We start from the raw sequence: 19,288 nt of genomic DNA on the forward strand, positions 1-19,288 counted from the left end.
GTTCCCGCCGATGCCGACCTCACAGGCCCGGATTATCCCGATACTGACGCGGAATTGCTCGCCGCCGAGGATGCTGCCGAGCGATACTCCCGGCTCTTCGCTGGCCGGGGACTGAGGGAGGCGAGGGAGGCTGATCTGGTTTCCAGGCTGGAGGCTTGCCGGGCGCCGGACTAGCTCCAGCCGCTCGACCGTGTCGGCACGGGCTGGCGCTCGCCGGGGACGTCCTCGGGCGCACCGGCCGGCACGCGGCCCTGATCGTCGGCCCAGATACCTTCGACCCCGACCCCGATGCCGCATTTCTTGCACGGCCGGGAGAGGCGCATGTGGAGGCTCGGCGTGTCCGCGTCCGGCCCGGCCGGAATCCAGACAGGATCGAAGCAGCCCTGCACGCAGGTCACGCGGTATCCGGCAATGTGGTTGTACTGGCCCATACAGTTATCGTCGGTGCATCATCGCCGCTATCGGCTCGATCCGGTTTGCCGCCTCCCGGTCGAACGGAAGGTTGAGCCGCTGCAGCTCAAGCCGGACGACATCGGCCCGATCTTGTCCATCGTAGGCATTCCGGTAGGCGGCCCAGCTGCTCGAGTAAAACTCCTCATCGCTTTGCCAATGTCGGCGTAGACGCTCGTCGCGATCAAATTCGATCCGGGTGACGGTCACATCGTAATTGGTCCCGTTGCGCACCAGCCCGACGACGGGAACCATCGTCCAGGGATCCATGCTGCCTTCTGCGGTGTAGTAGATCCACGCGCTCCCCTCTTCGAAAACTGAAACCTCGTGAGGCTGCCCCAGTAAATAATAGAGATCCGGCTTTGTGGTTTCGCCGGTTTCGAGGCGCGCAAGTCGACCCTCGTCGAGGGCCAGGTCAGAGCCGACGCTTGAACAAGCGCTTAAAACAGCGCAGGCGATCAACAGTGTTAGGAATCTCATCGCACTCTCCATCATTGTGTAGAGAGCACACGCTATCGAGGTTCGCCTAGGACGGGGAGTCCTTCAGGGCAATTTCCACGAGACGGCGGATCGCTTCGGGGCGCGAGGGCGTGTCCTCCTTGGCATCTCGCCAGCGGTCAATGTGCGCGAGCACAGCGCGATCCATCCGAACCGTTACAGGTTCGGTATCGGCGGGCGGCCGCCCCCGTCCCCTTTTTTTGACGTTAGAAATTGACATCGCAAAATTTATAATGTTAGAAAAAATCGAGCCGGGCAAGAGGTTGCCGCCTCAAGCCCGGCTCTAACCCAGGTGCGACCTGTAGAGGAGATCGCGATGTCCCAGGCTGAGAGAGCCTTTAGCACGGCGGACAACGTCGTGGAATTCCCCCGCCGCCAACCGCTCGATTTCGTGCTCGTGGTTTTCGAGACTGGCGAGGGCGAACTCGAAGTCACATTGATGCCCGCCGGTGCGGCGGGCCGGCGTGTGCCCGCCGGGCTCGATGCGGCCGCCTTGCGCCAGTTGCTCGGCCCGGCCTTGCCCGGTGCCATGCGCGCATGAGCGCCCGCCTCCTCCCGCTCGCCTTCGAGGGCGCCACGGTCCGCACGGTCGAGCTTGACGGCGAGCCGTGGTTCGTGGCCCGCGATGTCGCCGCGGTGTTGGGGTACACCAATCCACACAAAGCCATTCGCGATCACTGCAAAGGGGTGAACGAAACGTTCACCCCTTCGGCCGGTGGCGAGCAGACGGTGAAGATCATTCGCGAGCCGGATGTCTACCGTCTCATCATAAAGTCGCGCCTTCCTGCCGCCGAGCGCTTCGAGCGCTGGGTGATGGAGGAGGTCCTGCCCGCCATTCGCCGTACCGGCGGCTATGGGACGCCGGATGCCGGCGCGCTGGCCGGGATCGGGGAGGGGCTCAGGGCGCTTGCCGGCATCGTCGAGCGCATGGATGCCCGTCTGTCTCGGCTGGAGGAGGCGAGCCCGGTTGCCGCGGGGCCGGCGCACGAAGTGCGCGGCGGTGCTGTCCGGCTCGATCGTGTGCGCGCGCGTCTGGACGCGCTCGGCCTGTCAGCCTCGGCCGTGTCTCGCCGGGTCAGCCGGTCGGGCAGCGCAGACATTCTGCGGGATATATGGCGCGGCAAAGCCCGCCGCGTCTCCGCCGAAACCCTGTTCGCGTTGGCCGAAGCGCTGCAATGCGACCCGGCCTGGCTGATTGAGCCGGATACTGGCCACCCGCCGCGCCCGCTCCTTCTGGCAGATCCATCGCCGCGTGAGTTTGAGGCCGTCATGGCCCGCATTCGTGCAGGCGAAACCTGCCTCATGTCGATTGCCGATGCGGCCCGGGCCTTCACCATGGAGGGCCGTCCGATCGACCGCACGGCGCTATCACGCTACTGCGCACATTGGGGCCTGAAGAAAGGTCGCCGCGGCCGCGAGGTCATGATTGATTTTCTTGAGGTCAAGGCTCACCGGCTGGCGCGCGGCCGCACCTAATAGCGCGGGGCGCTTCCCGCTTCGGCCGTCCTGCCAGCCGGCCCCGGCGCCCGGCTGTCCGGCCCGCCGCAACGGGCAGAAAACGGGTGAAGCCCCGAACTCGCCTGTCTCACAAGGGACCGCAGCGGATTGAAAATCCGCGTGTCGGTGGTTCGAATCCGCCCCCGGGCACCATCATCTTTTCAGCATAAATAAAATCAGGGACTTAGAGCCCGTTATTGTCCCACCTTTTTCACCGGCTGGAAAAGTGGGACGATCTGTCCACCCTTTAGCGCGTCGTCCAGCCGCCGCAGGCCGGCGTGTGCGGTTTAATCTCATCGGTGTTCGGGTCTGTCTTCGAGGTCTTGTGTAAAAATTTGAGTCTAGCAGGCAGAGCCCCCAAGCTTGCCTGGTCAGGGTCAAGGTCCGGAGGATCGAATAATCGACGAGGCCCGGTCGTAAAGTTTTTTTCAACTCTTCATTGAGCTCTTCGGCTGAACTTGCTTTGCTGTCCCAATTCAATCCGGGGGCGGGGAACGATGAAGAGTGTTGTATTTGGTATCGGCTCGGTGGCGGCCGTCTTCACCGTCTTCACTGGCGCGTGGGTGCTTTATCAGACGAAGGACGAGTATGATCGGCGCATGGCGCGGCTTGATCAACGTCTCTCATCGATCGAAGCGATCTCGCCAGACGTCGAGGGCTCTTCCGTCCTTCGGCGGATCGGTAGCCTGGAAGAACAGACGAGTGATCTCAATTCTGAGTTCGCACGGCTGCGAGCGGACATCTCGCAACTCAATTCCATCACCAATGGGCTCGGCGATCAGTTGGCCGGTCGTGTCGCCGATCTCGAGCAGGCTATCTTGTCCGGTGGGCCGGCCGGCCTTTCACAGGAGGTCGAGGCGAGGCTCGCGGAAATTGAAGCCGACCTCGCCTCAAAGGCAGGCACCACCGTTGGCGGCACCGGACGCGAGAGAAGCTTTTCGTCGGATTACCAAACCGATCAAACCACACAATCGACGGCAAATTTCGCCTACACGTTTGAGAACTGTAACAGAGATCGCAACACAGTCCGGTGCTATTGGATTATTGAAAACACTTCCTCCCAGCGTGCCGAACTGGAACTCCATCGCTCCTACAGCCCTCAGACGCTGGCCTACTTGCCAACCGGTGAGGCATTGACACCGCAATCGGTTCAAGTTGGGTCACGCTCCACAACGGGCGGAGAAGTGGCGAGATATTTTCCAAGCGCAATTCCCGCTCGCACGACCATTACCTGGACCGGAATTGACCCGGAGGTAGAAGGCTTTGCCCTTATTCAGCTAGGCCTCGAAGACGAGGATCAAATTGCTCGAGTGGACTTCCGTAACGTCGCAATTAACTAGAGCCGTTGCGGTAGGCTAAGAAAAAGGCCTGCGTCACCTGCTAGCAGCACCGGTCGATGTGCTCCCCGATGGATCATTTGTGCTTGGGTGAACATCGGGAGAAAAGGGCGAAAACGGTAGACGCTTCGATTAGCCCTGTTTGGCAAGAGCCGAGAGAGGCCTTATAATCCGCCCCCCGGGCACCATTTTTCCTCCCGTCGTTTCATTAACCTCTCACGCGTTTTTCTCGCAGCGCAGGCGCGAGATTAGCTTCCTCTGTCACGCGTTCTGATATACTAATAATGGACGCCAAGGGGTTGAATGCGTTGGATCGTCGGGGGAATGCGCCAGCAGGGACACACCGCAGCGCCGCCATCCGTGGCCCTGCCGGTCGCGGAGCGTCTCTCCTCGATCACATCATGGCCTTTGCCGCGCGTCTCGATACGGACGGACGCGTCCTCGACGTCAATCAACCCGCGCTCGATCTCGGGGATATCTCCGGGGACGACGTGCTGGGCAAACCCTTCTGGGAGTGCTTCTGGTGGAGCTACGATCCCGCCATCCAGTCTGAACTGCGTGAAGAAATCCGGCAGGCCGCAAACGGGGTGACGATACGCCGTGATGCCGAATGCCGGATGACGGGTGACCGGCTCGTGGCGATCGATTTCCAGCTGGCCCCGCGCCGTGATGAGTCCGGCCGGGTCGTCGACCTGGTCGCGTCGGGTGTCGACATTACCGAACGCAAGGCAAGCGAGCGGCGCCTGGCCACCAGCGAAGCCCGCCTGCGGTCGGTCTTCACCTCGATCGATCAGGGCTATTGCCTGTGCGAGATCGAAACGGATGAGGCGGGACGCCCGATCGACTACCGGTTCGTCGAAGTGAACCCGTTATTCGAGGAAATGACGGGATTACACGACGCGCAGGGGCGCACCGCGTTCGATCTTGTCCCCGGCCTGGAGCGCCACTGGCTGGACGACTATGTACGGGTCGCGCTCGACGGCGAGACGCTGCGCTTTGAAAGCGAGTCCGAGGCGATGGGCCGCGTGTTCGACGTGTTTGCGGCTCCGGTCGAGCCGCGCGGTCACTTTGTGTTAGTTTTCAAAGACATAACAAAGACCAAAGAGGATGAGAAGCATCGCGCCCTGCTGGCTGGCGAGCTCAATCACCGGGTCAAGAATTCGCTGGCGACGATCCAGGCCATGGCCAACCACACCTTGCGCACGGCCTCGGATCTGGACTCCTTCGGCCAGGTCTTCTCCGGCCGCCTGCAGGCCATGGCCTCGGCGCACGATGTCACCTTCAGCAAGGACGGGGAGGGCGCGGCTGACCTGCATAGCCTGATCGAGGCCCAACTCGGACCCCATGCGCCGTCGGAGCCTGACCGGCTGCGGCTGGACGGGCCGCGGATCAACCTTGCATCCACGCTCGCGCACGGCCTGGCGCTGGCCCTGCACGAGCTTGTGACCAATGCCAGCAAGTATGGCGCCTTCTCCAACGAGGCCGGCATCCTGGATCTCGGCTGGACGCTCGAGCGCCAGGACGGCGACCGGGTTCTGGTCCTGACCTGGCGCGAATCCGGCGGTCCACCCGCCCCGCCGCCCGAACGCGAGGGCTTCGGCACGCAGCTCATCACCGCGACGGTCAAGCATTCGCTGGGCGGCGAATTTCATCGTGAATTCAAGCCCGAAGGTCTGCTCGTCACGATCCGCGTTCCGCTCTAGACGCCCGGCGTGGCTTCAGAGCTCCGCCCATTGGCGCAGCAGATTGGCCTTCGTCTTCAACAGCCTGTCCAGGATCGCGTCCGGCGCCTGGGTCTCGTTCAGCGCGCGGATCGTCTGGTCGAGGTCGAACAGGATTTCGCGTTGGTCGCCGCGCCGGATCAGGCTCTGGATCCAGCCCACGACCGCCAGGCGCTCTCCGGACGTGACCTGGGCCACACGGTGCAGCGCGCCGGTCGGATAGACCACGGCCTGGCCGGGCTCCAGCTTGACCGCCGTCTCGCCCTCCAGCCCGTCAATGATGAGCTCGCCGCCCTGATAGCTGTCGGGCGCGCTCAGGAAGAGCGTGAAGGAGAGGTCGGCCCGGTGCCCGCTCATGACCGCGTCGTCGACGTGCAGGCCATATTCCATGCCCGGCTTGTAGCGTGAAACCAGCATACGGAATATGGACTTGGGCTGGGCGTACGGCGCGAACAGGACGTGGCGTTCAAGCGCCAGGCGCACGTCGCGGCGCAGCGCGTCCAGCTTGGGTCCCGCCTTGGCCTGCTCGTTCGATTTGACCCGCTTCGCGGCCCAGCCGGCCGTCGCCTTGCCATCCTCGAACGCCGCGCTGTCGCTGGCGATCAGGCCGGTCAGGCGGGTCACGTCGTCGGGAGAGATAACCTGGTCGAGCAGGACGGTCATGGCATGAATGTGCGAATGATTGTTATTGTCATGGATGGACTCGTGATCTATCTAGGCCGCAATGACAAGCCAAGCAGACAGGAGCGTATCGCACCATGGGTATTCGTAAAACGCCACGCCTTCTCGCAGGCGTCAGCGCCATTGCCATTCTGGGTGCGGCCGGGTGCGGCGAGTCGCCGGAGGCCGAAACCGGCACGGCGCCGCAGTCTCAGACCGGGCAGTCCGGCGCGGAAGCCCCACCGGAGTCCGGGTCCCCAAGCGAAGGCGCGGCCGAAGCGGCCCCCAACTACGCCATGGCCGGCGAAGGTGAGGGCGAAGGCGCGGGCGGTAATTCGGGCGGCGAGTTCGGGATCGACCCCGAGGCCGCGGCGACCGACCCGGTTATCTACCTCACCGCGCTTGAAGTCATGCGCGCCCACTATGTGGCGGGCCTGGCGGCACTGGAGGCCGGCGAGCGCTCGGCGGGCGCGGCGATGTTCGCCCACCCGATTTCAGAGATCTATGTCGACCTCGAGCCGGTCATCGAGGAACGCGGCGTGGAGAGCTTCATCGACACGCTGAACGCCGCGTCCGTTGCGCCGTACGAAGGCGCGAGCGACAGCGAGATCGAAGCGCGCGTGAACGACGTGCTCGCGGCGCTCGACCGCGCCGAGGCGGCCGCTCCGGCCTCCGACGACATGGTGGAAGTCCATGCCCGGGTGCTGGCCGACCTGATCGAACGCGCCGCCCTGCAATATGAATTCGCGCGCCGCGAGCCGGCAGCGGGCGAGGCCTATCTGGACGGTTACGGCTTTGCCCACACCGCAGCCCAGTGGGCCGACGCGCACATGGCCGAAATCGAGGGCGAGCATGGCGAGTTTGCAGAAGGCGCGCGCACCGCGCTTGAGCGCCTGCTGGCCGTCTTCGAAACGCCTGTCCCGCCCGAGAGCTATGCCTACACTGCCGACGAGGTGGTTGAAGCCAGCAACGCCGTTCAGTCCGCGCTTTCCGGGCTTTAGGCCGAGCGGACACATCCGGTCTGAAGAAGGGCGGTCCCGGCGGGGCCGCCCTTCTTGTTTCGCGCCCTGTTTCGCGCCCTGTTTCGCGCCCTGTTTCGCGCCGGCCGCGCGCCAGGAACTTGGAACCTCGGCTTTTGTCGTCGGTTCCCCCTGAAACCCGCAGTTTCAAGGAGGGCTTTCCATGTCGCGTCTCGACGAAAACGTGAAAACCACCATGGTCGCGCCGACCCGGACGACAGCCAGCCTTCTCGGCGTCCTCATGGTGGTGCTGGGCGTGCTGTCGATCGTGTTTTCCTATGCCGCCACCTTCGTGTTGACCGTCCTGATGGGCGCGCTCCTTCTGGCGGTGGGCCTGATCCAGCTTTTCGATGCCTTTTCAAGGCGCACGGCCGGTGACACGGCCCTGGAATTCTTTGTCGGCGTCATCTCTATCGTTGCCGGCATGCTGATCCTGGCCTCGCCGGCCATCGGCATTCTGTCGTTCACCGTCGTTCTGGGCATTTTCTTCGCGATCGACGGGCTCAGCCGTTTCTATTTCGCGTTCCGGCCCGCCTCCCAGTCCCGGCGCACCTGGCTGATGCTGGGCGGCGTGCTCAGCCTGATCCTGGCGGCCCTCATCCTGTTCGGCCTTCCAGGAAGCGCGGGCTTCACGATCGGACTGCTCTTCGGGATTTACGCCCTGTTCCTTGGCTTCTCGGTCTTCGTGATCGGCCGGAGCGTGAGCCGGGCCATCGAACGCGAGGCTTGAGCCACGCCCGGCCTCTCGCGCAGAAAAAAGCCCCGGCGCCCTCGCCGGGGCTTTCCCCTAGGCGATCAGTTTCTTGGCCAGCCTTATCCCGCTGAACTGCCAGCGCGCGGCCGGGGGAAAGAAATTGCGATAGGTCTCGCGAATATGTTCCGCCGGGGTGGCCGCGCTCCCGCCGCGCAGGACCTGCTGGCTCGACATGAACTTGCCGTTGTATTCGCCCACCGCGCCCGAAGGCGCCTCGTATCCGGGATAGGCTTCATAAGCGCTGGCGCTCCATTCCCAGACCCCGCCGATCACCGCCTGCGCCTCTTGGGTACCGTTCAGCGCACCGGGATGGCAGCGCGCGTCTTCGAACAGGAGCGAACCGCGGACCGGATGGTGCCGGGCGAGAAGCTCGAGCTCGTGTTCGGCCGGCAGCCGGCGTCCGGCCCATTCGGCAAACGCGGAGGCCTCGTAACCACTTACATGGCAGACCGGCTCGTCGTCATTGAGCGGGCGCAAGCCGGCCAGCGTGTATTCCTCCCAGCCCGTCTCGGCTTCGCGCCAGTAGAGCGGGTAGCAGATCGAGTTGGCGTTGATGAAGTCCCAGCCGTCCGAAAGCCACAAGGAGGGCGTCCGGTAACCGCCATCCTCCACGAAGGCGCGAAATTCGCGATTCGTGACCGGACGGCTCGCGATTTCAAAGTCATAGGCGTAGCGTTTGTGACGCGGATACTCGTTGTCGTAGGCGAAGCCAGCGCCATGGGCGCCCAGCTCAACGACACCGCCCTCAAAGCCCAGCCAGTTTATGTCGCCGGTGCCGTGCCCGGCAGCCTGCGGGCCGCGTTGCTCGTAGGGCGCGAAGGGGCGGGGCGAGCGCGACAGCACGTGCTTGATGTCGGTGCAGATCAGTTCCTGGTGCTGTTGCTCGTGATTGATGCCCAGCTCGATCAGGGGCGCCAGCTCCGACCACTCATTGTCGCTGACCGTCTCGATCAGCTCGGCGGTGATCGCCGTGATTCGCTGGCGGTAGGCTTCGACCTCGCGCAGCAGGGGGCGCGACAGCAGGCCGCGATCAGGACGGCTCCAGCGCTTGCCGAGCGCCTCGTAATAGGAGTTGTAGAGAAAGCCGTGCAAGGCGTCGGCGCGCTCGTAGCCAGCCTTGAAGCGCAAGGTGATGAAGGTCTCGAAAAACCAGGTCGTATGGGCGAGATGCCATTTGGTGGGACTGACATCGTCCATGGTCTGGACCTGGCAGTCTTCGGGTTCCAGCGGCTCGGTCAGCGACTCGGTCTGGGCGCGGGTCCGCTCGAACCGCTCCTTGAGGACCGCCCGGTCTTCCAGGTCCGTTCGCATGGCAAGGGCGGGGTGCATGAGGCCTCCAATTCGGTCGTCTTCGCCAGTATTTCGCGGCGTCAGCGCAGGAACAAGACTAGAACGCAGAGCCGATTTGTCGACCCGGATCTATACGCTGAAGAACTCCCGCCAGATCACGATCACCACCGCGCCCTGAAACCAGATTGTCAGAGCGAAGCTGGTCGCACCGAACAATGCCGCGCCCATGAGGGCCAGCGCCCGCACCGGTCGCTGGAGGCGGGCCTGCCAGCGTTCGGAGCGCGTCGCGTAGGGCGAGGTGATGATCTCGTTGATGTCGTCAAAGCCACCCCGCAGCAGCATGGCCGCGATCCAGAGGAGAGAGAACGCCCAGACCCATTGCATGATCCGGATCCAGGTTTGCATAACCGGGTCCTGCAGCAGGTCGTTCCATGGCAGGTCAAACGGCATGCATCACCTCCGCGCAAGCGCGTGCAGCCTAGCTCACGCAGACCTGCCCGCCTAGCGCGCAACCCAATCGCACAGCGCGTCGATCCCGTTTGCCACCCGCGGCGCGATCGTCCGCACGAACGCCTCGTCCAGCGTCTGGCCGGGCTCGATGGCGTCGAGCGCTGCCTGGCCGTCAAAATCGACAAAGGCGAGCCGCAGGGACAGCTCATGAGTGGATCGTCCGAAGGCGGAGCCGGGCAGGGTCGCGACCCCGGTCTCTTCGAGCAGGCGTTCACACAGCGCGGTGCTGTCGCCAATGCCGCGTGCTTGCAGCTGTTCGCGATGCGCGGAGAAGTCCGGGAAGGCATAGAACCCGCCCCGGATCGGGTTCAGCCGGGCTCCGGCGCCTTCCAGCTTGATGGTGGTGAAGCGGGCGATCGCCTCCAGGATGCGCCGCGACTTGTCGAGGTAGAGGTCCATTTCCGGACCGCCTTCGAACGCGGTGATAGCGGCGTGCTGGATGGGGGCAGAGACCGAGGTGTAGGTTTCGCTCGCCACCGAGGCCATGGCGTCCCTCAACCAGCCCAGCGCTTTGGGAAAGGCGAGGAATCCGAGACGCCAGCCTCCCGCTCCGGCCCATTTGGAGATCCCGTCGGAGATGATCGTGCCGCCGCGATAGATGCGCGCAGCCGAGACATGGCGGCCATCGAACTGAACTCCGCCGTAAATCTCGTCTGATAGCAACAACATGCGGTAGCGCTGCGCGGTTTCGGCAATCTCGGTCAGGGCTTCGCGTGTGTAGGCAGTGCCGGTCGGATTGCCAGGAGAATTCAGGATGAGCAGGCGCGGGCGTTCCGGGTCGCGAGCACATACCGTATCGAGCCCGCGTGCCGTCACGCCCTGCCCGTGCTCGATCTCGGTTGGAAGCCAGGTCACGCGGCGCCCCAGTATCTCGGCCTGTGGCGCGTACGAGACCCAGCTGGGCGTCGGGATGACCAGATCGCCGTAATAGGCCAGCTGGAGCAGGAACATCAGCTCCTTCGTGCCCGGGCCGATCAGGATATCTTCCGGCTCGAAATCGAGGCCCTGAGTGCGATGCAGATACCCGCAAATGGCGGCACGCAAGGCCGGAAGTCCCTGGACGGGAAGATAGTCCTTCTGATGCGCATTGCTGGCGAGTGCACGCTGCATGATGTCCGGGACCGGAAAGGGCGACTGGCCGAGGCCGAGCCGGCAGACGGTGCGGCCCTGCGCGGCCAGCCGCGCCGAGCGCTCATTGATTGCCAACGTCGCCGACAGTCCCAGGCCGCGCACATTCAGGCTGAGCTGGATACTGGGCGAGACCGGTCCGAGGTCGGCGGAAAAGGTGTCGGGCATGGGGCGCTCCGCCTGTGGCATCGAGAGCGTGTCAGGATGGCGGCGCGGTGCTCCGCCGTCTAGCCGGAGACGCGGGGAAAACTTGCCGCGGTCGCTGTGGCGGCGCTGTCCTGTGAGCCATCGCGATCGTGCATTGCGATGGCGGCCCCGCGGCCTTTATGGTCGTGCCCAAGCAACGTTAACCCAATGGAGAATAGCCCCCATGCGCGCTTTGGTCTGTGAAGAGTTTGCCCCGTACGAGGAGCTGTCGGTTCACGACGTGCCGGATCCCGAGCTGGCCGAGGGCATGGTCATGGTCGACGTCAAGGCGGCCGGGGTGAACTTCCCGGATGTGCTCCTCGTTGAGGGCAAATACCAGATGAAGCCGCCGACGCCTTTCGTGCCGGGTATGGAGGCGTCCGGGGTTGTGTCAGCGCTGGGCGAGGGCGTCCAGGGTGTGGAAATCGGGCAGCGCGTGATCGTGGCCACGATGCTGGGCGCGTTCGCGGAGAAGGTTCCTGCTGCGGCCAACCAGCTTGTGCCGATGCCGGATTCGATGAGCTTTGAGGAAGGCGCTGCTTTCACGACGATTTACGGCACGAGCTATCATGCCCTCAAGCAGCGCGCCGACCTGAAGAAGGGCGAGACGATCCTCGTCCTTGGCGCCGCAGGCGGCGTGGGTCTGGCCACGGTCCAGATTGCAAAGGCGATGGGCGCCACGGTGATTGCCGCCGCCTCCAGCGCGGAGAAGCTCCAGATCGCCAGCGACGCCGGTGCCGATCACCTTATCAACTATGCCGAGGACGACCTGAAGAAGGCAGTCAAGGAGCTGACCGGCGGCAAGGGCGTCGATGTCGTCTACGATCCGGTCGGGGGCGATCTGGCCGAGCCGGCGCTGCGCGCAACCGGATGGGGCGCGCGCTATCTGGTTATCGGGTTTGCGGCCGGAGACATCCCCAAGATTCCGCTCAATCTGGTCTTGCTGAACAGCCGCGATATTCGCGGCGTGTTCTGGGGCTCCTGGGCAGGCCAGTTCCCGCGCGAGAACGCCCAGAACATCAAGGAATTGTTCGACCTTTACGAGGCCGGAAAGATCAAGCCGCGCATTTCGGCGAGCTATGATCTTGAAGAGTTCAAGCAGGCCTTCGCCGACATCATGGAGCGCCGGGTCAAGGGCAAGGTGGTGCTGACCACCTGAGCCCTATTTGACGATCCTGGGCTTCGGCCGCTCGCCGCGTGCGGTGACGGTTTCGACCTCGCTGAATTCGGCGGGCGGCACGAAGTCCTTTCGGAACCACGGATATTTCGCCGTGTCGAAAATATCGTCGAGCCATTCGAGGACCTTGCGGACCCGCGTCACGCGGCGTTGCTCGGGGTGGTAGAACATCCACAGCTTGACCGGAATGACCAGGTCGAGATCGAGGAAGACCAGGTCCGGGAAGCGCTGCGCGATATAGGTCGGGGCCATCGCGATGATGGAGCCTGACCGGATGGCTTCAAGCAGGACCGAGCTGGAATCGGTGGTCAGCGAGGGCTTCATCATCTTCTTGATCGCCTGGGCGTCGCTGGGCCAGGCGTCGCGTGTTTCCTCTTCGTAGCTGACCAGATCGCCGAGCCGGTGCATCAACGCGTCCACGAGGCCGTCCGGCCGTCCGTACGTGTCGAGATAGGCGCGTGACGTGAACGGCACGAAGTGGAGCGTGGCCAATTCCTTGGGCACCAGGTCCATGCGCTTGTTCTGGGTGTATTGAAGCGTCACATCGGCATAGGGGTCGATGGGCTTCTCTCCCGCCTGGACCGTGGACAGCTCGAGCTTGATGAGCGGATTGGCCTCCACGAAGCCGGGAAGCTGCTTGGCGATCCAGTAGCTGGCGATCCCGTCCGGGGCCGTGACGCGCACGCGACCGGCCTCGGCCATGTCGGCCTGTCCCGCGACTCGCCCGATATCGTTGGCGGTACTTTGCATGGTCTGGACCAGCGTCCAGATGCGCTCGCCGACATCAGTCAGTTCCACGCCGTCGGCGCCGCGCGTCACAAGGCGCGCGCCGATGCGCATTTCAAGCTGCTCGAGCCGGCGACTCACTGTTGGCTGGACCACACCAAGAAGTCGCGCGGCCTTGCTCATCGAACCGGCAGACACCAGGGCGTGGAAGATTTTCAGGTCGTTCCAGTCGAATCGAGGTTCTCGTTCTGAACTGGACACTGATCAGCCTCCTGCTTTTTTACGCATGGGGTCCATTCCACTTTTGGTGCAGCGCGGCGCTCTAGAATTCGTTAAAGTTTTATTAACGGGTAGGCGAGGGCTGCATGACTGTACACACACGCTTTAGTGGAGCGCCGCGTTCGGACCAACCGCGCAACGCGCTCCTCAAACAGATTTTGAGTCGCCGCGGTTTTGAGACCGCATTTGATCTAAGCACCATTGAGGCAGCGTTAACAGTCGGCGATAGCGTTCTGGGCGGCGGGCATGCCGATCCGCGCACCGTTCAGGCCTGCGAGGAGAAGACCCGCCGGTGCTTCTTCGTGCGCCGCGACGCGGCTGGCGCGGTGGAGGGCTTCATTGCATTGCTCTATCTCAACCGCGCCGGTTACCTGGCGCTGGTCGACGGGCAATTTTCACCTGTGCAGCCTCGGCTCGAACACCTGACCGACGCCGATGAGGACGCGGCGGCCATCTACGTCTGGTGTCTGGCCGGCCGGGGCGAAGAGACGCGCCGTGCGCTGGTGCGCGCCGTGACCGAGGCTCGCCGCCGCGCCTTCGAGCATATTCCGCTCTTTGCCCGCCCCGTGAGCCGCGAGGGCCGGATGATGACGGCCGCGCTGGACGCGCCCAACGGGCCCACGGCCTGGCTGGGCTGGATCCCCCAGGCTCAAATCCCCGAAGATCGCCAGCCCGACGTGTCTCAGCCTATAGAAGAGGGGGTGTCCGCCGATGGACGGATCTAGACCGGACGATTTCAACCGGGGCCCGGGACCCGTCACGGTTCGCGTGGTGCGCACGCTCGACGAGTTTCAGAAGATCGTGGCGATGCGCGCCCTGATCTACATGGCTGAGCAGGATTGCCCGTACGACGAGGAGTTCGACGGCAATGACCTGGCCGGCGCGACCCACCTGCTGGCCGAGATCAATGGCGAGCCGGTCGGATGCATGCGCGTGCGCTGGTTCTGCGAATTCGCGAAGGTCGAACGGTCCTGCGTGCGGCCCGACTACCGGTCTCACCGGATCGGTTATGTCATGATGGACCGGGCGATCGACCTGATCCGGGCCAAGGGCTACCGCAAGGTTCTGGGCCACGCCCAGGACCATCTTGTCGGCTACTGGGAGCGCTATGGCCTGCTCCCGCGCGAGAACCGCAAGACATTCGTATTCTCCGAGCGCTCCTACCGCGAAGTGCTCGGCGTATTCCCCGAACGAGAGGATGCCCTGACGCTGGATGTCGACCCGCTCATTCTGGATCGGCCTGAAGGCGCATGGGATCGGCCCGGGCCGCTTGACCGGTCCATAGCCCGGGGCGCAAAGTCCGGCGCACAAACTCAATCTGCGCAGAGTGAGACGGCGCGGTCGAAGGCTGGTGCCGGCACTTCCGGTGCCGGTCGCAGGAAGACCGGGCGCAAGGAAAAGGTCTAGATCATGAAACTTGGGGCTCCCATCCTGCTATGCATGGATCTTCAGCAGGAGTTTGTTGTGCCCGGTCGTCCCTGGGCTGATCCCGAAGGAGAAGAGATCGCTGAGATCTGCGTCACCGTACTGCGCGCCGCGCGCGAGGCCGGGTGGACGATCATTCATAGCCAGCTTCACCGCGGGGGTCCGATGCTTGACGGGCAGGGGCTGCACCAGTCGATCCCTGGATGCGAGCCCAAGCCCGGAGAGGTCTTGCTGCGCCGTGCCGGAATTTCCGCCTACGCCCATCCCGAACTTGATTCCATCATGCAGGGTGCAACCAGCGGAGTGGTTATGATCGGGTTTTCCGCGCCGATGTCGTTGACCACCACGCTTTATGATGCGGAAGACCGCGGCCAGCCGCTCAAGCTGCTGGAAGAGGCCTGCGGCTCGGCCGAGGTCGGCGACTGGAGCGCAGAACACACGCGCGGCCTGTGCATCGCCACGGCGCGAAAACTCAACCGCTCGGTTACACGCGATGATTTTGCCGATGTTTTCGGCGTGCGTATCCCCCATGAAATGCACCTTCGTACGCTGGCCAAGTCGCGTCTGCGTCTCGTCCCGTAGGCGCTTGGCGCTTGCAGCTGTGTGCTTCGGCTGGTTTGTTTCACGCAATACGAACACGGGGAGGGTGTCGATGTTCTTTCATAGCGTGGCCGGTATTGTGATCGGACTGGCCGCTGGCCTGGGCCAGATGGAGATGGCTTCTGCAGATGGTGACCGCGAGCCCGCCTGGTCGATCGTGGTTCACGGCGGTGCCGGCGTGATCGAACGCGGCGACATGGATGAAGCCACGGAGACCGCTTATCGCGAGGCGCTCGAGGCTGCGGTCACCCGGGGCGGAACCCTGCTGCGCGAGGGGCGCTCGGCCCAGGAGGTCGTGGAACTCGTGATCCGCGATTTCGAAGACGATCCGAAATTCAATTCGGGGCGCGGCGCGGTCTTTACCGCCCAAGGCACCAACGAGCTTGATGCCTCCATCATGCGCGGTTCCGACCTTGCCGCCGGCGCCGTTGCCGGCGTGCGCGAGGTTCGTCACCCCATCTCGCTTGCAATTGCCGTGATGGAAGACAGCCCGCATGTGATGTTGTCGGGTGAGGGCGCTGAGGCTTTCGCCCTCGAGCAGGGCCTTGAGGTCGCTCCGCCCTCTCATTTCTTTACCGAGCGCCGCTGGCAATCGATGGAGCGCGCCCTGCGCAATCAGGGACTGCCTGTGCCCGCGCGGCCCGAAGGCGTCCCGGCACCAGAGCTGATCGAGGAAGGTGCGCTTGACCTGATGGAACGCGAACACGCGTTCGGCACGGTCGGCGTTGTCGTGAAGGACCGGAACGGGGACACGGTTGCAGGCACCTCGACCGGCGGGACGACCGCCAAGCGCTGGGGCCGGATCGGGGATTCTCCGGTTATTGGCGCCGGGACCTATGCCATCGGCGATTGCGGCGTGTCGGCGACGGGCACGGGGGAGTATTTCATCCGCCTCGCGGTTGCGGCGCGCATCTGCATGAACGCCCGGGATGGTGTGCTTGACGCTGCCCAGGCCGGTCAGCTGGCTGCGGATCGTGTGATCCAGGCCGACCTGACTGCCCTCGGGGGCGATGGCGGCATTGTCATGCTCTATCGAGGCGTGCCGGTGTGGAGCTTTAACACGCCAGGCATGTACCGTGCCTCGCTGGTAGAGGGTGAAGAGCCGCGCGTGGCCATCTACGCGGACGAGGGCTGACGCGTGCCGGAGCCGGTTCTGCGCAATGTCTTCGCCACTCCGGTTATCGAGGCGGTCCTGGATGCGATGCCGGACCAGATCGGTACGTTGAAAAGCACAATCCAGGAGCGCAGGCAAACTCACCCCGGTCAGGCATCGCGGTCCAATATTCTTGGCTGGCATTCCGATTCCAAGATGATCGAATGGGCCGGGGGCCCCGCTCAGCAGCTTGCCCGTTCCACGCTCGAAACCTGTATCGGCTACACCCACGATCTGGGGCGCGCCAAGGATGCCGGCCCGCGGTTCGAATTCGGGATGGAGATGTGGGCCAATGTCTCTCCGGCGGGCGCATCCAACCAGATGCATGCCCACCCGGGATCGTTCTGGTCGGCTGTCTTCTACGTGGACGATGGTGGGGATCTCGACGAGGGGCAGCTGGTGCTACTCGATCCGCGCTTTCCCACCAATCGTGTGGCAGCGCCCGACATTGCCATGGGCGAACCGCCGGACCCCGGCCAGCCGCTGTCTCAGCTCCTGATCCGTCCTGAGATCGGCAAGGTGGTGATATTCCCGTCTTGGCTGATGCACGCGGTCCGCCCTCATAACGGCCCGCGCGACCGGATTTCCATCGCGATGAATATTCTCGTCAGACAGGTTGCCTAGTGGCGCCGGGCAGGGCACGGGGCTTTTAATTAGTTACAAATGTAACTAGTTTCACGAAGACGCTTCTCGTTTCTGAACGGAGACTCCCATGGCCCGGAAATGGATTTACGCCTCGCGCCGTGAAGGCATCGCCTCGCGCCAGGCTCACGCAGACATGCCCGAAGGTACGTTCGAGCGCGAGATGAGCAAGGAGGGCTTCTTCGGCCCCGCCGCCTTCCTCCATCACAAGAACCCGCCGACGGGATGGACCGATTTCGACGGGCCGCTGAAACCGCGCGCCTTCGATCTGAACCGGCTCAATATCGCGGAGGCTTCGCCCTGGCAGTCCTCGCGCGTCCTGAATAATGCCGCGTGCGATATCCGCTTCTGGAAGCTCTCAGGCGCCATGCAGACGCTGGCGCGCAATGGGGACGGCGACCAGCTTCTCTTCATTCACGCCGGCAAGGGCGATCTCTATTGCGATTTCGGCCATCTGGCGTACGAACCGGGCGATTACATCATTCTGCCGCGCGGCACGATGTGGCGCCTGGCGCCGGACGACGAGACGGCGGTTCTGATGATCGAGGCCACCAACACCCACTACACGCTTCCCGACAAGGGGCTGGTGGGTCCGCACGCCATCTTCGATCCCGCGATGCTCGACGTTCCCGAGATGGATGACGCGTTCCGCGACCAGCAGGCCGAGGCCGGCGAATGGCGCGTCGAGGTGAAGAAGCGCGGCGAAGTCAGCACGATCACCTACCCGTACAACCCGCTGGACGCCGTGGGCTGGCATGGCGAGTTGCACCCGGTGCGGCTGAACGTCCGCGACATCCGGCCTCTGATGAGTCACCGCTATCACCTGCCGCCGAGCGCCCACACGACCTTCCTGTCGGATCGCTTTGTGGTGTGTACCTTTGCGCCGCGCCCGTTCGAAAGCGATCCGGGTGCGCTCAAGGTGCCGTTCTTCCACAATAACGACGATTACGACGAAGTGCTGTTCTACCATGCCGGCGATTTCTTCAGCCGGGACAATATCGATGCCGGCATGATGACCTTCCACCCGAGCGGCTTCACGCACGGGCCGCATCCCAAGGCGTTGAAGAACATGCTCAAGCAGACCAAGGAAGCGACAGACGAATACGCGGTGATGATCGATACGCGCGATCCGCTCGATGTCGGTGAGGGCGCGGCGAGCGTGGAGAATCCCGACTACGTGAATTCGTGGCGGCATCGGGAGCCGGCCGAGTGAGCGCACGCGATCTGATCCTCGACCCGGACTGGCATCTGGATGCGCTCGACCTTCAGGCTGGGCAGGCTGTCTTCGTCAAAGCATCGCGTAGCCTGCTGGAGGAGACCCCATTCCTTGATGATCGGCTCGACCGAAGCGGTCTGGAGAGTCGGTCCGTCAGCCTGCAGGACTTGGCCAGGGCGGATATTCCCGCCCCCGCCCGGTCCCCGGTCTTCATCTGGCATTCTGCATTTTGCGGGTCCACGCTCCTGGCCCGGCTGCTCTCCGGGACCGGGCATGGCCTGTGCCTGCGAGAGCCGGGCGTGCTCATGGCACTCTCCAGTCTCAAGCGGCATAATCATGCCGACGCGTTCCGCTCGCTGACTCCCGTGGTGTTCAAGGCGCTCGCCCATCAGGCCGGCGACGGCGAGCGCGTGATTTTCAAGCCGACGAACATCGTCAACAATCTTATCCTGGAAGCCGCACAGATATTCCCTGAGTCCCGCAACATCTTCGTGACGAGTGAGCTCAGAGAGTTCCTGATCTCGATCGCGAAGAAGAATGAGTCCGGACGCGCGTTTGCACGCCGGATCTATGCCATGTTCGCACGGGACGGGTTGCGTGCCGGGTCGATCCCTCCCGACCAGGCCTTGTCTCTGACCGACATGCAGATCGCGGCACTGGTCTGGCTGATGGAGGTCGAGCAGATGCGCGCCGCCCAGACAGCATTGCCGGCCGAACGCTCCGCCTGGCTGGATGGCGACCGCTTCATCGGTGCGCCAGCCCCCGCACTGAAGGCGGCGAGCGCGTACTTCGAGCTTGGCTTCGACCCCGATGAGATCGACACTCTCGTGAGCGGGCCTACGCTCAATCGCGATGCGAAGGACCCCGGCCGCGCCTACGGCGCCGGAGACCGCGCCCGCGAAGCGGATCGGATAACCGAGGCTATGGGGCCGGACCTGCAACGCATTGTGGATTGGGCGTTCAAGGTCTTGCCCGATATCCCGCGCGCCGACTATCTCGCACGCGCTCTGGTTTGATCGG

The 19,288-nt window shown here is 63.9% G+C and carries 21 protein-coding genes; 14 read left to right on the forward strand and 7 right to left on the reverse strand.

All coding sequences use genetic code 11. The features are described 5' to 3' along the window. Window positions 1–170 precede the first annotated feature (170 nt). Together PGP17_RS14165 and PGP17_RS14170 are read right to left on the reverse strand one after the other, a co-directional pair. Complete coding sequence (locus tag PGP17_RS14165; protein WP_270375992.1) at window positions 171–431, reverse strand: hypothetical protein; 261 nt, start codon at window positions 429–431, stop codon at window positions 171–173. A gap of 4 nt (window positions 432–435) precedes the next feature. Next, complete coding sequence (locus tag PGP17_RS14170; protein ID WP_270375993.1) at window positions 436–930, reverse strand: hypothetical protein; 495 nt, start codon at window positions 928–930, stop codon at window positions 436–438. Window positions 931–1,264: 334 nt separating this feature from the next. Here PGP17_RS14170 and PGP17_RS14175 point away from each other — a divergent pair, with 334 nt between their 5' ends. The 4 genes from PGP17_RS14175 to PGP17_RS14190 all read left to right on the forward strand — a co-directional run bounded on the left by PGP17_RS14175 (window position 1,265) and on the right by PGP17_RS14190 (window position 5,485). Further along, a complete protein-coding gene (locus tag PGP17_RS14175; RefSeq protein ID WP_270375994.1) occupies window positions 1,265–1,489 on the forward strand; it encodes a hypothetical protein in 225 nt (74 codons plus the stop codon). After that, entirely contained in the window at window positions 1,486–2,424 is a 939-nt protein-coding gene (locus PGP17_RS14180; protein WP_270375995.1) for a BRO family protein, read from the forward strand. The genes PGP17_RS14175 and PGP17_RS14180 overlap by 4 nt, the downstream gene beginning before the upstream one ends. A 518-nt stretch (window positions 2,425–2,942) precedes the next feature. Next, entirely contained in the window at window positions 2,943–3,785 is an 843-nt protein-coding gene (locus PGP17_RS14185) for a hypothetical protein (RefSeq protein ID WP_270375996.1), read from the forward strand. Window positions 3,786–4,183: 398 nt separating this feature from the next. Beyond that, complete coding sequence (locus PGP17_RS14190) at window positions 4,184–5,485, forward strand: HWE histidine kinase domain-containing protein (RefSeq protein ID WP_270375998.1); 1,302 nt, start codon at window positions 4,184–4,186, stop codon at window positions 5,483–5,485. Between the two features lie 15 nt (window positions 5,486–5,500). On the opposite strand, the gene PGP17_RS14195 is transcribed toward PGP17_RS14190, so the two are convergent. Then, entirely contained in the window at window positions 5,501–6,166 is a 666-nt protein-coding gene (locus tag PGP17_RS14195) for a Fe2+-dependent dioxygenase (protein WP_270375999.1), read from the reverse strand. 95 nt (window positions 6,167–6,261) lie between these two features. Here PGP17_RS14195 and PGP17_RS14200 point away from each other — a divergent pair, with 95 nt between their 5' ends. Together PGP17_RS14200 and PGP17_RS14205 are read left to right on the forward strand one after the other, a co-directional pair. Continuing rightward, complete coding sequence (locus PGP17_RS14200) at window positions 6,262–7,164, forward strand: hypothetical protein (protein ID WP_270376000.1); 903 nt, start codon at window positions 6,262–6,264, stop codon at window positions 7,162–7,164. Window positions 7,165–7,345: 181 nt separating this feature from the next. Further along, entirely contained in the window at window positions 7,346–7,912 is a 567-nt protein-coding gene (locus PGP17_RS14205) for an HdeD family acid-resistance protein (protein ID WP_270376003.1), read from the forward strand. Window positions 7,913–7,969: 57 nt separating this feature from the next. On the opposite strand, the gene egtB is transcribed toward PGP17_RS14205, so the two are convergent. The 3 genes from egtB to PGP17_RS14220 form a co-directional block, all read right to left on the reverse strand. Beyond that, a complete protein-coding gene (gene egtB / locus PGP17_RS14210; protein WP_270376005.1) occupies window positions 7,970–9,265 on the reverse strand; it encodes an ergothioneine biosynthesis protein EgtB in 1,296 nt (431 codons plus the stop codon). Between the two features lie 90 nt (window positions 9,266–9,355). Further along, entirely contained in the window at window positions 9,356–9,676 is a 321-nt protein-coding gene (locus tag PGP17_RS14215) for a hypothetical protein (protein ID WP_135943958.1), read from the reverse strand. A 51-nt stretch (window positions 9,677–9,727) separates the two neighbouring features. Beyond that, window positions 9,728–11,032 (reverse strand): pyridoxal phosphate-dependent aminotransferase, encoded by a 1,305-nt coding sequence (locus tag PGP17_RS14220; protein WP_135943957.1) that lies wholly within the window; start codon window positions 11,030–11,032, stop codon window positions 9,728–9,730. A gap of 202 nt (window positions 11,033–11,234) precedes the next feature. Between PGP17_RS14220 and PGP17_RS14225 the strand changes: the two genes are divergently transcribed. Next, window positions 11,235–12,209 carry an NADPH:quinone oxidoreductase family protein gene (locus PGP17_RS14225; protein WP_135943956.1) on the forward strand — a complete coding sequence of 325 codons (975 nt, stop codon included), beginning with the start codon at window positions 11,235–11,237 and terminating at the stop codon, window positions 12,207–12,209. A gap of 3 nt (window positions 12,210–12,212) precedes the next feature. Here PGP17_RS14225 and PGP17_RS14230 read toward each other — a convergent pair whose 3' ends face one another. Then, entirely contained in the window at window positions 12,213–13,214 is a 1,002-nt protein-coding gene (locus PGP17_RS14230; protein ID WP_233342154.1) for a LysR family transcriptional regulator, read from the reverse strand. A 104-nt stretch (window positions 13,215–13,318) separates the two neighbouring features. Here PGP17_RS14230 and PGP17_RS14235 point away from each other — a divergent pair, with 104 nt between their 5' ends. The 7 genes from PGP17_RS14235 to PGP17_RS14265 all read left to right on the forward strand — a co-directional run bounded on the left by PGP17_RS14235 (window position 13,319) and on the right by PGP17_RS14265 (window position 19,284). Then, window positions 13,319–13,957, forward strand: coding sequence for a hypothetical protein (locus PGP17_RS14235; RefSeq protein WP_270376008.1), 639 nt, complete (start codon window positions 13,319–13,321; stop codon window positions 13,955–13,957). Then, window positions 13,944–14,639, forward strand: coding sequence for a GNAT family N-acetyltransferase (locus tag PGP17_RS14240; RefSeq protein WP_270376010.1), 696 nt, complete (start codon window positions 13,944–13,946; stop codon window positions 14,637–14,639). The genes PGP17_RS14235 and PGP17_RS14240 overlap by 14 nt, the downstream gene beginning before the upstream one ends. A 3-nt stretch (window positions 14,640–14,642) precedes the next feature. Continuing rightward, a complete protein-coding gene (locus PGP17_RS14245; RefSeq protein WP_270376011.1) occupies window positions 14,643–15,239 on the forward strand; it encodes a cysteine hydrolase family protein in 597 nt (198 codons plus the stop codon). 70 nt (window positions 15,240–15,309) lie between these two features. Next, complete coding sequence (locus PGP17_RS14250; protein ID WP_270376012.1) at window positions 15,310–16,392, forward strand: isoaspartyl peptidase/L-asparaginase family protein; 1,083 nt, start codon at window positions 15,310–15,312, stop codon at window positions 16,390–16,392. Between the two features lie 3 nt (window positions 16,393–16,395). Further along, on the forward strand, window positions 16,396–17,034 hold the full coding sequence (locus PGP17_RS14255; RefSeq protein WP_270376013.1) for a TIGR02466 family protein: 639 nt from the start codon (window positions 16,396–16,398) through the stop codon (window positions 17,032–17,034). Between the two features lie 88 nt (window positions 17,035–17,122). Further along, entirely contained in the window at window positions 17,123–18,265 is a 1,143-nt protein-coding gene (locus PGP17_RS14260) for a homogentisate 1,2-dioxygenase (RefSeq protein ID WP_135943951.1), read from the forward strand. Beyond that, complete coding sequence (locus tag PGP17_RS14265) at window positions 18,262–19,284, forward strand: hypothetical protein (RefSeq protein WP_270376015.1); 1,023 nt, start codon at window positions 18,262–18,264, stop codon at window positions 19,282–19,284. The genes PGP17_RS14260 and PGP17_RS14265 overlap by 4 nt, the downstream gene beginning before the upstream one ends. Window positions 19,285–19,288: the final 4 nt, after the last annotated feature.

It is taken from the genome of Marinicauda sp. Alg238-R41, assembly GCF_947331485.1.
Classification (GTDB): domain Bacteria; phylum Pseudomonadota; class Alphaproteobacteria; order Caulobacterales; family Maricaulaceae; genus Marinicauda; species Marinicauda pacifica.